The 13,468-nt window shown below is 58.2% G+C and carries 14 protein-coding genes; 6 read left to right on the top strand and 8 right to left on the bottom strand.

Annotated elements, in window-relative coordinates:
* Window positions 1–56 precede the first annotated feature (56 nt).
* Complete coding sequence (locus tag AC0L7L_RS15190; RefSeq protein ID WP_272212859.1) at window positions 57–821, bottom strand: SDR family NAD(P)-dependent oxidoreductase; 765 nt, start codon at window positions 819–821, stop codon at window positions 57–59.
* Between the two features lie 94 nt (window positions 822–915).
* Window positions 916–1,809, bottom strand: coding sequence for a LysR family transcriptional regulator (locus tag AC0L7L_RS15195; RefSeq protein WP_473509881.1), 894 nt, complete (start codon window positions 1,807–1,809; stop codon window positions 916–918).
* Between the two features lie 104 nt (window positions 1,810–1,913).
* Here AC0L7L_RS15195 and AC0L7L_RS15200 point away from each other — a divergent pair, with 104 nt between their 5' ends.
* Window positions 1,914–2,648: an SDR family oxidoreductase gene (locus AC0L7L_RS15200; RefSeq protein ID WP_473509883.1), complete on the top strand. Its 735-nt coding sequence runs from the start codon at window positions 1,914–1,916 to the stop codon at window positions 2,646–2,648.
* A gap of 40 nt (window positions 2,649–2,688) precedes the next feature.
* The gene (locus AC0L7L_RS15205) at window positions 2,689–2,901 is read left to right on the top strand and encodes a tautomerase family protein (protein WP_272212862.1); all 213 of its coding nucleotides are present in this window, start codon (window positions 2,689–2,691) and stop codon (window positions 2,899–2,901) included.
* 27 nt (window positions 2,902–2,928) lie between these two features.
* On the opposite strand, the gene AC0L7L_RS15210 is transcribed toward AC0L7L_RS15205, so the two are convergent.
* Entirely contained in the window at window positions 2,929–3,825 is an 897-nt protein-coding gene (locus AC0L7L_RS15210) for a LysR family transcriptional regulator (RefSeq protein WP_272212863.1), read from the bottom strand.
* A gap of 102 nt (window positions 3,826–3,927) precedes the next feature.
* Between AC0L7L_RS15210 and AC0L7L_RS15215 the strand changes: the two genes are divergently transcribed.
* Complete coding sequence (locus AC0L7L_RS15215; protein WP_272212864.1) at window positions 3,928–4,554, top strand: NADPH-dependent F420 reductase; 627 nt, start codon at window positions 3,928–3,930, stop codon at window positions 4,552–4,554.
* 70 nt (window positions 4,555–4,624) lie between these two features.
* Here the strand turns inward: AC0L7L_RS15215 and lysS are convergent, their stop codons facing one another.
* The 3 genes from lysS to AC0L7L_RS15230 all read right to left on the bottom strand — a co-directional run bounded on the left by lysS (window position 4,625) and on the right by AC0L7L_RS15230 (window position 8,542).
* Window positions 4,625–6,118 carry a lysine--tRNA ligase gene (gene lysS / locus AC0L7L_RS15220; RefSeq protein ID WP_473509887.1) on the bottom strand — a complete coding sequence of 498 codons (1,494 nt, stop codon included), beginning with the start codon at window positions 6,116–6,118 and terminating at the stop codon, window positions 4,625–4,627.
* A 1-nt stretch (window position 6,119) separates the two neighbouring features.
* Window positions 6,120–7,586, bottom strand: a complete 1,467-nt coding sequence (gene gltX / locus AC0L7L_RS15225; protein ID WP_473509889.1) for a glutamate--tRNA ligase — start codon at window positions 7,584–7,586, stop codon at window positions 6,120–6,122.
* A 170-nt stretch (window positions 7,587–7,756) separates the two neighbouring features.
* Complete coding sequence (locus AC0L7L_RS15230) at window positions 7,757–8,542, bottom strand: TerC family protein (protein WP_272212869.1); 786 nt, start codon at window positions 8,540–8,542, stop codon at window positions 7,757–7,759.
* Between the two features lie 271 nt (window positions 8,543–8,813).
* On the opposite strand from AC0L7L_RS15230, the gene AC0L7L_RS15235 reads away from it, so the two are divergent.
* Genes AC0L7L_RS15235 through AC0L7L_RS15245 form a run of 3 tightly spaced genes read left to right on the top strand, consistent with a single transcriptional unit; the run spans window position 8,814 to window position 11,605 of the window.
* Window positions 8,814–9,293 carry an HlyD family secretion protein gene (locus AC0L7L_RS15235; protein WP_473509893.1) on the top strand — a complete coding sequence of 160 codons (480 nt, stop codon included), beginning with the start codon at window positions 8,814–8,816 and terminating at the stop codon, window positions 9,291–9,293.
* A 20-nt stretch (window positions 9,294–9,313) separates the two neighbouring features.
* The gene (locus AC0L7L_RS15240) at window positions 9,314–9,943 is read left to right on the top strand and encodes an HlyD family secretion protein (RefSeq protein WP_272212871.1); all 630 of its coding nucleotides are present in this window, start codon (window positions 9,314–9,316) and stop codon (window positions 9,941–9,943) included.
* A 60-nt stretch (window positions 9,944–10,003) separates the two neighbouring features.
* Complete coding sequence (locus AC0L7L_RS15245) at window positions 10,004–11,605, top strand: DHA2 family efflux MFS transporter permease subunit (protein WP_272212872.1); 1,602 nt, start codon at window positions 10,004–10,006, stop codon at window positions 11,603–11,605.
* Between the two features lie 24 nt (window positions 11,606–11,629).
* On the opposite strand, the gene AC0L7L_RS15250 is transcribed toward AC0L7L_RS15245, so the two are convergent.
* Both AC0L7L_RS15250 and AC0L7L_RS15255 read right to left on the bottom strand, forming a co-directional pair.
* Window positions 11,630–12,322 (bottom strand): TetR/AcrR family transcriptional regulator, encoded by a 693-nt coding sequence (locus AC0L7L_RS15250; protein ID WP_272212873.1) that lies wholly within the window; start codon window positions 12,320–12,322, stop codon window positions 11,630–11,632.
* 139 nt (window positions 12,323–12,461) lie between these two features.
* A complete protein-coding gene (locus AC0L7L_RS15255) occupies window positions 12,462–13,451 on the bottom strand; it encodes an Hsp33 family molecular chaperone (RefSeq protein ID WP_272212874.1) in 990 nt (329 codons plus the stop codon).
* Window positions 13,452–13,468: the final 17 nt, after the last annotated feature.

Genomic DNA, 13,468 nt, shown 5'->3' on the forward strand with positions numbered 1-13,468 from the left:
GTTGGTCCAGGCCGGGCGGTCTCACGACTGAAACGCCGCGGGAGAGAGCTCTTTGTTCAATCGGCCGTCATGCCGCCGTCGACGGGCAGGCGGACACCGGTCACGAATCTGGCCTTGTCGCTGGTCAGATAGACCACCGCATCCGCGATCTCGTCGGGCTCGGCATAGCGCTGAAGCGGAATGCTGGCCGCAAAACCCTTCTTGGCCTCGCCGCCCTGTCCAGGGGCGAACCCCTCTTCCAGCGAACGCATCATCCGGGTTTCGACCGGCGAAGGATGGATCGAATTGACCCTGATGCCATCACGCGCGCCCTCGAGCGCTGCCGTGCGCATCAACCCGACAAGCGCATGTTTCGAGGTGATATAGGCCGAGACATCGGGCGTGCCGCCGAGGCCTGCAACCGACGACATGATCACCACATTGCCTTTGGTCTTCTTCAGTTCAGGCATGGCAAACTTCAGCCCAAGAAATACACCGCGCACATTGACCGCAATGACCTTGTCGAACATCTCGACAGGATAGTCAGCGATCGGCTTGACCACGCCTTCGATGCCGGCATTGGCGACGAGAATATCGAGCTTGCCGAATTTTTCGACAGCCGCTGCGACATAGGCCTTTGTCTGGTCAGGATCGGTAACGTCGGCGACGGCATAGGCCGCCTTGTCATGTCCGAGTTCGGCAACTGCATCCTTCAGCGCATTCTCATCGATATCGACCAACAACACCCGAGCTCCCTCGGCCGTCATCCGCTTTGCTGTTGCGATGCCGATGCCGCCTGATCCGCCGGTGATGATGGCGATTTTATCTTTCAACTGAGCCATGTCTGCCTCCCATCATTATCTTACTTTCATGTGGGAACCGGCATCGCCCGGCACAAGGAAGCTGACGGATTTTTAATGCCGATCTAAACGGCTCTTAGACCTTGCCGCCACCGAAAATCGCGCCGATCCAGTCGAGGAAGACCCGAAGACGCGGCGCGGTCTGGCGGTTTTGCGGATAGAGCGCAGAAAGCGGGGTCGGCGGCGGCGGAAAGCCGGGCAGCACCTCGACCATCCGCCCGGCTTTGATATCTGCTTCGAAATGATAGCGCGGCGCCTGCACCAGACCGAAGCCGAGCCGGCCAAGCTCGAGCGCGGTCCCGGAATCATTGGCCGTCAGCCGCCAGTCCAGCTTGATGAAACGTGTGCGACCACCCTGCATCAGTTCAAGTGGCATGATATCGCCCGTGCGCGAGGACACAAAGCCGACGGCCAGATGGCCATCGAGGTCATCCGGCGTTTCAGGCGTGCCGTGGGTCATGAGATAGCCGGGGCTGGCACAGGTGATTTCATCCAGATGACCCAGCTTGCGGGCGATCAACCCGCTGTCTTCCAGTTCGCCCGCGCGGATCACGCAGTCCACCCCCTCGCGCACCAGATCGACATAGCGATCCCCCTGCCCGAAATGGAGCCTGAGCCCCGGATAGCGCTCCAGAAACGCCGGCAGATGGGGAAGCAGGAATGTCCGGGTCAGATGCGGGTGGGCATCGATGCGCAAAAGCCCGGAAGGGCTTTCGGACCGAAACGCTGTTTCGGCTTCCTCGACCTCGGCAAGAATGGCAATCGCGCGGCGGTAGAAAGCCTCGCCGTCAAGCGTCATCGTGACATGCCGCGTGGTGCGCTCCAGAAGCCGGACACCGAGATCGGCCTCAAGTGCCTTGACCGACGCCGTTGCTGTAGAGCGCGCCAGGTCGAGATCGCTAGCGGCAGCGGAAAAGCTGCCGCGCTCAGCGACGCGGGTAAAAAGCCGCATGCGGTCCAGTCTGTCCATGACGATTGTTCACCACAGTCGAATTATGATGTCAATTACCATGCAATTGTTTTGATCATAGGTCGAATTATTGTCCGGTCATCGAACTTTGAAAGGAAACAAACATGTCCGGAAGCAAAACAGCAATCATCACCGGCGCCTCACGCGGCATCGGTGCTGCGATCGCCGAACGATTGGCAAAAGAAGGCGCAAGCGTCATCGTTAATTACGTGAACAGCGCCAAAGCTGCTGAAGAGGTCATTAAAAAGATCCACGGCATCGGTGGCAAAGCGATCGCAGTTCAGGCCGATATCGGCAGGCCGGAAGGCATCAAAACACTGTTCGATGCTGCCGAAGAGCACTTCGGCAAGGCCGATATTCTCATCAACAATGGCGGCGTGCTCGATCTCGCCCCCTTCAAAGACTTTGATGATGAGAGCTTCGAGCGTGAAGTCGCCATCAATTTCGGCGGCACGTTTCGTGGCGTCCGCGAGGCAGCAAACCGGCTCGCAGATGGCGGAAGCATCGTCAATTTTTCCACCAGCGTCGTCGGCACCAAATTGCCGGCCTACGGCGTCTATGCCGCAACCAAGGCCGCGGTTGAAACGATGACACACATCGCAGCCAAAGAGCTTGCTGCGCGCAACATCACCATCAATGCGGTTGCCCCCGGCCCTGTGGCAACAGAACTGTTTCTCGACGGCAAGAGCGAAGAACTGGTGGATCGCCTGACCAGCATGATCCCGGCCGGGCGTCTGGGTGAACCGGACGATATTGCAGATGTTGTTTCATTTCTGGTGAGCCCGGCCGCCCGCTATGTCACCGGGCAGGTCCTCCGCGTCAATGGCGGTTTGGTCTAGCCGCAGTCCATTTCATTGCGAACCCATAAGGATTATTCAAATGCCATTCGTAAACATCAAAACACCGGAAGCAGCGCTTACGCGCGAGCAGAAAGCCGAAATTGGTCACCGTATCACCGACATGCTGGCGGAGTATTTTTCAGAGGCTGCACGCCCGCACACAATGGTTCTGATCGAAGAGGTGAAGGACGGCGGATACTATCGTGCCGATGAGACATTCACCATTCCCGAGGCTTACCGCGTCAAAGCATAGGCATCTTGGGAAGGGTGAAGCGCGGCACTACGCTTCCGGGCCGAAGGCCTCAACCATCGCATCCAGGAAACTTCTGACCTTGGCCGTCGGCCTTCGCCCGGCAATGTAAAACGCATTGACCGGGCGAACCGGCACAGCATACCCGCCCAAAACCCGAACCAACCGCCCTGCCGCCAGTTCATCCCTCATGATCAACTCAGCCCCGAGCGCGACCCCATAGCCCTCTACTGCGGCTCGCATCAGCGTAAGCCAGTCATTGCTGCGAATACGCCCTGAAACATTGACTTCCGTCTCTTTGCCACCCTCATAAAAACGCCAGCAACTGGGTCTGGACAAAGAACTCTGGCCAAAAACCAGACACTGGTGATGCACCAGATCGGCGGGCTTCTTCGGCTCTCCGCAGCGGGCCAGATAGTCGGGCGCCGCGCAAACGACAAGTCGATAAGGGGCAAGCGGCACAGCAACAAGGCCCGGTGCAGGGACATTGCCGATCCGTATGACAATTTCATACCCTTCCTCCACAGGGTCGGCAAAACGGTCCTCCAGGACGAGATCAATCTCGACATCAGGGAAACGCGCGAGGTACCGCGTCACCATCGGCGCGAGAACGAGCGATCCGAAAGTCCTCGGCGCGTTGACGCGCAATAGCCCCTTCGGGTGGCGACGCATATCCGACGCAAGGCTCTCGGCTGCCTCTGCCTCGCCGAGAATGATTTTGCAGCGTTCATAATAGGCGCGACCAATATCACTCAAGCTTTGTTTGCGTGTGGTCCTGTTCAAAAGCGTCGCACCCAGACGGTCTTCAAGAAAAACCACATGCTTGGAGACCATTTGCGGCGAAAGGCCCATCTCATTGGCTGCCGCAACGAAAGAGCCGAGATCGACCACTTTGACAAACACGGCCATACTGGTAAGCCGATCCACAATTATCCCCTTTGGGTTGTTAGTGACCATCTATGTCCGGTATTTATCAACAAATACTAGAGCATTAAAACCCTTTCATCGTTCATTTGAAGGGAAACAGTCATGAAAATAGGAATCATTGGTGCGGGCTTTGTCGGCCGGATTCTCGGCACGAAAGCCATGGAAGTCGGCCATCAGGTCATGATCAGCAACTCACGCGGGCCTCATACCCTTTTCAGCTTGAGTGGTGGTATCGGCTGCGAGGTCGGGACGGTCGATGAGGCCATTGCCTTTGGCGAGATTGTCATCATCGCCATCCCTCTTTCCGCCTACAAGACACTGCCCGCGTCAGCTTTTGCCGGAAAAATCGCAATCGACGCGGTCAACTACTATCCAGAACGCGACGGCCATATCGAAGCCCTCGATAATGCCACGACGACCACAAGCGAAATGCTGGCGGCGCACCTGCCGGCTGCGCGCGTCGTCAAGGCATTCAACGCTATCCGCATGATCGATCTGGACGAAAAGTCCCGCCCCAAAGGAGCCAAAGACCGCGTAGCACTTCCGTTGGCCGGTGATGACCAGGAAGCAAAGGCGCTGGTGGCAGGGCTCTACGAAGAGTTTGGCTTTGACAGTATCGATGTCGGTCCACTGTCTGAGGGCTGGCGTTTTGAACGCGACCGGCCAGCCTATTGTACGCTTTTGAGCAGAGCTGACCTCAACACCGCGCTCCGCGAAACAGTGCGTTAAAGCCACATAAAAACAGAAAAGCCCGGGCGAAACCGTCCGGGCTTTTATCATTTAAAAACATGAGAAGCCGTCAGTCCTTCTGACGGCGGGCCGGAAACAGGACGACGTCGCGGATCGACGGTCCGTCGGTCAAAAGCATGATCATCCGATCGATCCCCATGCCCAAGCCCCCTGCCGGTGGCATACCGTGGTCCATGGCATTGAGAAAATCGTCATCGAGCTGTTTTTCAAGCTCGCCGCGGGCATGGGCCTGTTCAAGCTGCTCGACCATACGGCGACGCTGTTCGACCGGATCATTGAGCTCGGAAAACGCATTGCCGAGTTCCCAGCCATTGGCATAGGTCTCGAAACGCTCAACCAGACGCGGCTCCCCCGGCACTTCCTTGGCAAAAGGTGAAATGTCCTTCGGGAAATGGGTGACGTGGGACGGCTGAATCAGCGTGGCCTCGACCTTTTCCTCGAAGATGAAGGCGAGGCATTCACCCCAGGTCCAGTCGCTCTCGACCTCGAAACCGGCAGCCTCGGCAGCCTCGCGGGCGTCCTCGTCGGTGGCAATCGACAGGAAGTCGATACCCGTTGCTTCCTTCACCGCGTCAGGCATGGGCACGCGCTTGAAGGGGCCCTTGAAATTCAGCTCGATCTCGCCAAACTTGACTGTGGTGGTGTCATGCAGGGTCATGGCGAGTGTTTCGAACATGCGTTCGACAATGCCCATCATGTCCTCATAATCGGCATAGGCCCAGTAGCACTCCATCATGGTGAACTCAGGATTGTGCCGGGTCGAAACGCCTTCATTGCGGAAGTTGCGGTTGACCTCAAACACCTTGTCGGTGAGCCCCGAAACCAGAATCCGCTTCAGGTAAAGCTCCGGCGCAATGCGGAGATACATATCGATATCGAGCGCATTGTGATGCGTCTTGAACGGATCAGCAGACGCGCCGCCATAGATCGACTGCAGCATCGGCGTCTCGACTTCCATGAAGCCTTCGCCCTCGAGGAAACGACGCACACCGGAGAGAATCTTCGAGCGTTGAACGAAGCGCAGCTTGCTATCCTCATTGCTCATGATGTCGAGGTAGCGCTGGCGGTAGCGCGTCTCGATATCGGCAAGCCCATGATATTTTTCAGGCATCGGCTTGAGCGACTTGGTCAGCATGGTGATTTGCTGGGCGTTGATCGTCAGCTCACCGCGCTTGGTGCGGCGCACCACACCGGTAACACCAACAATATCGGCAAGATCCACCAACGACCATAGTTCACGCACCTCTTCCGACGTGGTGTCCTTGTGCGAAAAGATCTGGATCTTGCCGGAGGCATCGCGCAGATCAACAAACATGCCGGAATTGCGCATCGAATAGACGCGGCCTGCAACGGTCACGATATCCTCGGTTACAGTATCGTCTGCCAGATCAGCATATTTCTCTGCCAGTTCCGCATTGGTGATGGTGCGGTGAAAATGGGCTGGATAAACGTCGCCGATCTTTTCGCGCAGGATTTCCAGTTTCTGGGCGCGGACTTCTGTGGCGTCGGAGGACAGGCCCTGTTCTTCAGTCTTCTTGTTCATCTTACTTACCTGCCTCTTCTGCAACCATTTTGGCCACGACGGCCTCGGCATTTTTCAGGCGCTGACGCGCAACCGCACGGCCGAGAATTGCCATGCTGTCAAACAATGGCAGCGAGCGCGATGAACCCGACATTGCCACAAAAAGCGGCGCAACAACGATGCGCAGCTTCTTGTCCATGTCTTCGGCCAATTGGCGCAGCGCGTCTTCAATCGTCGTTGCATTCCATTCCACCAGCTTTTCCAGCACGGGCTGGACAGCTTTCAGGATTTCCAGAATTTCTTCCGGATTGGTCTTTTTGATCTTCGCGAAGGTTTCCGGCGCCGGCACCATATCGGATTGCAGCAGGAAGCCCATCAATGCTGGCAGCTCACCCAGTTTGGTGATGCGGCTTTGCGAAAGCTTCAAGCCTTCCTTCAGGCGCGCATTTTCAGAGGCCCAAGCGGCAACACGCAAAATAAAGTCTTCTTCCGACAGGGTTTCACGCAGGAATCGGCCATTCAGCCATTCGAGCTTTTGCGTATCGAACACGGCACCGGATTTGTTGAGATTGTCTTCGTCGAACTTCTCGATCAACGCGTCCATCGACATCAGTTCCTCGCCTTCGGCGATCTGGATGAAGAACAGGCCGAGGAAGTTCATCAGTGCTTCCGGCAGATAGCCGAGCGCGGAATAATAAGAAATCGAGGTTGGGTTCTTGCGCTTCGACAGCTTGGATTTGTCGGGATTGCGCATCAGCGGCAGGTGGAAAAACTGCGGCGGCTCAAGACCCAGATAGGTGTAGAGCAGGATATGCTTCGGCACCGATGCCAGCCATTCCTCGCCGCGCGCGACATGGGTGATCTTCATCAGGTGGTCGTCCACGACATTGGCCATGTGATAGGTCGGCATACCGTCGGCTTTCAGCAGCACCTGCATGTCAACCGCATCCCACGGAATCTCGACATCGCCGTAAACACCGTCGGTGAACTTGCAGGCGCCCTCTTCCGGGATCTTCATGCGCACGACGTTTGGCTCGCCGGCCTCCATGCGCGACTGCACTTCTTCGGCCTTCAGATGCATGCAGAGCCCGTCATATTTCGGGGCACGGCCTTCGGCGCGCTGGCCGGCGCGCATGCGCTCCAGCCGCTCGGGCGTGCAGAAGCAATGGAAGGCGTGACCATCTTCGACGAGCTTGTCGACGAAGGGCTTGTAGATCGCCTTGCGGTCGGACTGACGATAAGGACCGTAGTCGCCGCCGACATCCGGGCCCTCATCCCATTCAAGCCCACACCATTTCAGCGCATCGAGCACGTTCTTCTCGTATTCGGGGGTCGAGCGCGAAGCATCGGTATCCTCGATACGAAGGATGAAAGTGCCGCCCATCTTCTTGGCGTAGAGATAGTTGAAAAGCGCCGTATAGGCAGTGCCGACATGCGGCTCGCCAGTCGGGGAAGGCGCAATGCGAAGGCGTGGGCCGGTTGTGCTCATCGTGTTCGTCCATGCTGCCGGCCGGATCGGGTGACGGTCATATCCGGCCGAGAGAGTTTTCCAGTGCTTGATCTCGCTGAAGCCGCAAGGCGCAGTTGGCCCGTCAGTCAAGGCGGCTCGTACTGGCCTGCCTTAGGCCATATTCAACCGTTTCCGTCAAGCCGTCTGGCTTAATGGCCGGCCGACGCGCCCTCCGTTGCGGGCTTTTCACCGTGGGGCCCGCGCTCGCGCCGGCGCTTGCGCCGTGCCAGCATATTGAGAACTTCCACCAGACCGGAAAACGTCATCGCGGCATAGACATAACCCTTGGGAACATGGAAACCGAGCCCGTCGGCAATTAGCGTCGTGCCGATCATCAGCAGGAAAGCGAGCGCCAGCATGACGATGGTGGGGTTGGCCTCGATGAAACGGGCCAGCGGTCCGGAAGCGACCAGCATCAGCGTCACAGCAACAACAACCGCAATCACCATGATCGGAAGATGCTCGGTCATACCAACGGCGGTGATGATGCTGTCGATGGAGAAAACGAGATCAAGCAGCAGGATTTGAAAGATTGCCGCTGAAAAGCTCGCCTTCACCGCGCCGCCAACCATTTCGCCGGGTTCCTCCTCTGGATCGACGCTGTGATGGATTTCCTTGGTCGCCTTCCAGACCAGGAACAGCCCACCGGCGATCAGGATGATATCCTTCCACGAAAAGCCGTGACCAAACGCGGAAAATACTGGCGCTGTCAGCTGCACGATCCATGCAACGGTTCCCAAGAGAACCAACCGCAGGACCAGCGCAAGGCCAAGGCCGATGCGGCGCGCAGCCTGTCTGTTTTTCTCCGGCAGTTTGTTGGTCAGGATGGATATGAACACCAGATTGTCGATACCAAGCACGACTTCCATGATGATCAGCGTTACAAGCGCTGCCCAGGCTTCGGGCTGGGCGGCCAGTGCAAACAGGTCGGTCACCGGGTTCTCCTCATTTGAACGACAAGGGCGCTTTCGTGGGGGCAGCCCGGTGCCTGATCCCGTTCAAGACAGTACTTTATAGCTGCAAATTCCCGTATGTGCCATCAACGTCTTTCCCTCGATCCCGGTTCCGAAAACAACAAGCGGGTTGACAGAACAGCGACCGGGGCGCATTAGCCACACGATTAATCGAACTCCAGAGTTCGAAGTTAGATTTGCCAGTTTATCTGCTGAACACCCTCCCATGTTCAGCCCGGAAAGGCCTTTCAGCATGAGCAACGAAAACGAGGTCAGCCCGGCCGCGCAGGACGAGGCAACGGCGGAAAAGTCGGGCGGCGCGCGCAAGTTCATCTTTGCCGTCATCGGCCTCGCCATCATCGCCGGTGCCGGCTGGTTCGGCTATGAATGGTGGACCGAGGGTCGCTTCATCGTTTCCACCGATGACGCCTATGTCGAAGGCGATATCGCGACGATTGCGCCGAAGGTATCCGGCTATGTCGAAAGCATTGCGGTCAAAAACAACGAGAAGGTCAAAAAGGGCGACCTGCTGGTCAAGATTGATGACGGCGACTACCAGAACGCACTGGCCCAGGCCGAAGCTCAGCTCAACGCCCAGAACGTGGCGCTGAAGGCGACCGAAGCGCGGATTGCAGGCGCCAACGCCCAACTGAGTCAGGCCCAGGCCAATCGCGATGCGCTCGACCCGCAAATCGAAAACGCCAAAGTGCGCTTCAGCGTGCCAACACGCTGAAGGAAAAGGGTGCCGCGACGGTGGCAACCTTTGACGACGCCAGGTCACAGGTCGACCAGCTCAAGGCAAAGGTTGAAGCGGCCAATGCTGCGATCGAGGTCGCCCGGTCGAACATCAACACGGCCAAAGCCGAGCTTGCCCAGCAGCAGGCAGCGCTGAAGGAACGCCAGCTCGCGATCGACCTTGCCCGGCGCGACCTTTCCTTTACCGAGATAAGGGCACCGTTCGACGGTGTCTTCGGCAACCGCAATGTCCAGGTTGGCGACCTTGTCTCGTCCGGGTCCCGCCTCGGCGCACTGGTTCCCACACAAGAGCTCTATATCGTCGCCAATTTCAAGGAGACCGATCTCGACCGGCTGGGCATCGGCGAGAATGTGCATGTCAGCATCGATGCCTTCAAGGGAGATGATTTCACCGGCAAGGTCGTGTCGTTCTCACCAGCTTCGGGCGCGGTCTTCGCCCTGCTGCCGCCGCAAAACGCGACCGGCAACTTCACCAAGGTCGTCCAGCGCATTCCGGTGCATATCTCAATTCCAAAGGAGATCCTCGACAAGGGCTATATGAAGGCCGGACTTTCAGTGACGGCGGAAGCCGATAGCCGCACCGCACCAGACGGCACGCTCGGCAAGGTCGTCGTCGACAACAACTGACCAGAGCAACGGCGACCGCTGCCCCTTCCGGCCCGCACCTCCTCACCGGACAATTGAGACATGACAGAGATTGCCGACAGCCACGAACATAGCGGGAAAGCGCCTGCGGAAACCCCGCAGGTACCATCAGACCATGTCAGCGCCCGCACCTGGGCGGCGTTCATCATCATGGCCTTCGGCATGTTCATGGCGATCCTCGACATCCAGATCGTCGCCTCGGCCCTGACAGACATTCAGGCCGGCATTTCCGCAAGCGCCGACGAGATTGCCTGGGTGCAGACCTCCTACCTGATCGCCGAAGTGATCATGATCCCGCTTTCGGGCATTCTGGCGCGGATTTTCTCTACGCGCGTGGTTTTCTCCGTTTCGGCCGCAGCGTTTACCGCCTGCAGTGCGCTGTGCGCAACGGCGAATTCGATCGACCAGATGATCATCTTCCGGGCCCTGCAGGGGTTCATGAGCGGCGGCATGGTTCCGGCCGTGTTTGCGGTGGCGTTCACCGCCTTCCCGCCCTCCAAACGCTCGACCGTTATCCCCGTTGTCGGCCTGGTGGCCACAATGGCACCGACCATCGGTCCAACCGTTGGCGGTTATCTCGTTGATGCGTTTTCGTGGCACTGGCTGTTTCTCGTCAATGTCATACCCGGCATTCTGGTCGCCATCGGGGCATGGCTGCTGATCGATTTCGACAAGCCCGACCTGTCGATCATGAAGCATTTTGACTGGATCGGCCTGATCGCAATGGCAGCGTTTCTGGGCTCGCTCGAATATTTCCTCGAAGAAGGCAATATCGAAGGCTGGTTCCAGGCCGACGTGATCCGCTACGCCTTCGTGGTGATGATCGTCTCGGGCATCTCATTCTTCTACCGATCCTTTACCAGCCGCTATCCGGTGGTGGACCTCAAGGCCTTCGGCAATTTCAACTTCGCCGTCGGCTCGATCTTCTCGTTTTCGCTCGGCGTCGGGCTTTACGGTCTGGTCTATCTGTTCCCGCTCTACATGGCGCGCATTCGCGGCTATGACGCACTGATGATCGGCGAAACCATGTTCGTGACCGGCGCCTTCATGATGGCGACGGCGCCGTTTGCCGGCATGCTGCAGAACAAGCTCGATCCGCGCGTGATGATGGGCATCGGCCTTGGGCTGTTTGCGCTCTGCACATGGCAAATGACGCATATCACCGCCGAATGGGACTATTGGGAACTATTCTGGCCGCAGGCCGGGCGCGGCGTGGCGCTGATGATTTCGATGATCCCGGTGTCCAATATCGCGCTCGGAACACTGCCGCCACAGGACGTCAAGAACGCCTCCGGGCTGTTCAACCTGACGCGCAACCTTGGCGGTGCAGTGGGCCTTGCCGTCATCAACACACTGTTGAGCCGCCGCGACGATTTTCACTACGACCGGCTGGCAGCAAGCGTGGATGCAGCAAGCCGCACGACACAGGAATGGGTCGGAACGCTGGAAGGGCTGTACTCCAGCCACGGTCTCGACGGTGAAAAGGCAGCCCTGATGCAACTTGGACAGATGATCTCGCAGCAGGCCTGGCTGCTTGCCTTCATCGATGTCTTTGTGCTTTTGACAGCGCTGTTCGCCTTCCTCACCATCTGCATCTTTCTGGTGCGCAAGCCGAAGGAAGGTTCCGGCGGCGCGGGCCACTGATCCCTGGTATGAGCGCTGGTGAATTCAGGTACGGACGGAATAGCCGCTCAAGAACAGCGCAACGGCATTGTCTGCCATTTCGGAGATTTCCACTGCGCTCGGCGGTTCATCCATCAGGCCGAAAAGGCGCTGCTTCCACAAATGCCCGGTGGAAAGCTCGAGAAGCTGAACGGCAGCAAGACGCGGATCACGGGCTGCAAGTTCACCGGTCCTGATGCGCGCGGCGACAAAGTCACTCAGCGTGTCCACCAGATTTCCGGGATGATCGCCGAAGAAGGAGCGCACGAGTTCGGGAAACCGCTCGGCAACTCCGATGGCGATCCGCATCGCCTTGACCGTTTCCTCGCAGGTCATGCCGGTGGCAAGGCGCACGGAGAAGCGCTTGAGTATCTCTTCGACCGGCCCCTCGGTATTCAGCGTGGTGCGCAGATCCTCGAAAATCTTCTGCTTGGCCTCGAGGATAATGGTCTGAAACAACTCGCCCTTGTTCTCGAAATAGACGTAGATCGTGCCTTTGGAAACACCGGCCGCCCGGGTGATATCGTTCATGCTGGCAGCATCGAAGCCGACACTCATAAAAACCTGCCGGGCGCCTTCCACAATCTGCTTGCGCTTGACCGGGTCTTCCCCTGCCGCATGGCGCCCCATGCGCCGCAACGCGCAGCGCGTTGGCTCATCGCGCCGGCAAAACCTGCTTTTCGATTTCCCAAAAACCATTTCAACTTTCTTGCCGACACAATCCGGATACAGGAAATGCGCCGTCAGCCTTTCACGTTTTCCCTAGGGATACGCTGTGGCCCGGCGCATTTCAATCAATTAGTGAACTGATCGGTTCGATCACTCAGCATTCACAGCTTCAGGCTTTCCTGACCTCATCAGGCGTATAAACATAGGCCGTCGAGCAGAATTCGCAGGTCACCGTAATGTTGCCGTCCTCGACGCTTTCATCGACCTCTTCAGCCGTAAAACCCTTGAGCACGTCCAGAATACGTTCCCGAGAGCAGCTGCAGCGGTCATAGACCTCCTGCGCCGGATAGACCGTGACACCGCGCTCGTGAAACAACCGGTAAAGCAGGCGCTCGGCCCCCACTTCCGGATCGGTCATCTCGTCGAGATCAATGGTCTCGACCAGCGCCTGGGCCTCCGTCCACGCATCGTCAGGGGCATGGGAAAAGTTGCCGTCATCACCATCACCGCCGTGAAGATCGGGCTGGCGCATACGGCCTGCCTCCTCGGGCAGAAACTGTGCGACCAGACCGCCGGCCCGCCAGCGTTCACGCGGCTGGCCGTCATCGTCGCGGTCGAGCAGTTGGGCGACACCGAGCCGGACGGCAGTCGGTATCTGTTCCGACTGCCGGAAATAGCCCATAGCGATCTCTTCGAGCGAACGTCCGTCAAGCTGCACAATGCCCTGATAGGGCTGCATGTAATTGCCCTGATCAATGGTGAACGCAAGAACGCCACTGCCGAGCAGGTCTTCGGGCGCCGCCTTGCCCGCATCCAGGGCAGCAGCCAGCGCTTCTTCGTCATAACGGGCATAGCCCCTGAGCGCATCCGGCGTCGAGAAATCGGCGACCAGAAGATCGACAGCCCCGTCGCTCTTGGTCTGAACGGTAAACTTGCCCTGAAACTTCAGCGACGTGCCGATCAGCGCCGTCAGCACCACGACTTCGGCCAGAAGTCGCGCGACGGGCTCGGGATAGTCGTGGCGCGACAAGATGGTATCGAGCAGCGGCCCGAGCTGAACCGTGCGGCCGCGCACATCGAGCGCATCGACCTGAAAGGGCACAACCATGTCGTCACCGGCGAAGCCGAGCTCGCCGAGTTGCTTTTTCAAATCCTGCATAATTTGTCTCCTTCGCC

The organism is Martelella sp. K41-7, from assembly GCF_055808365.1.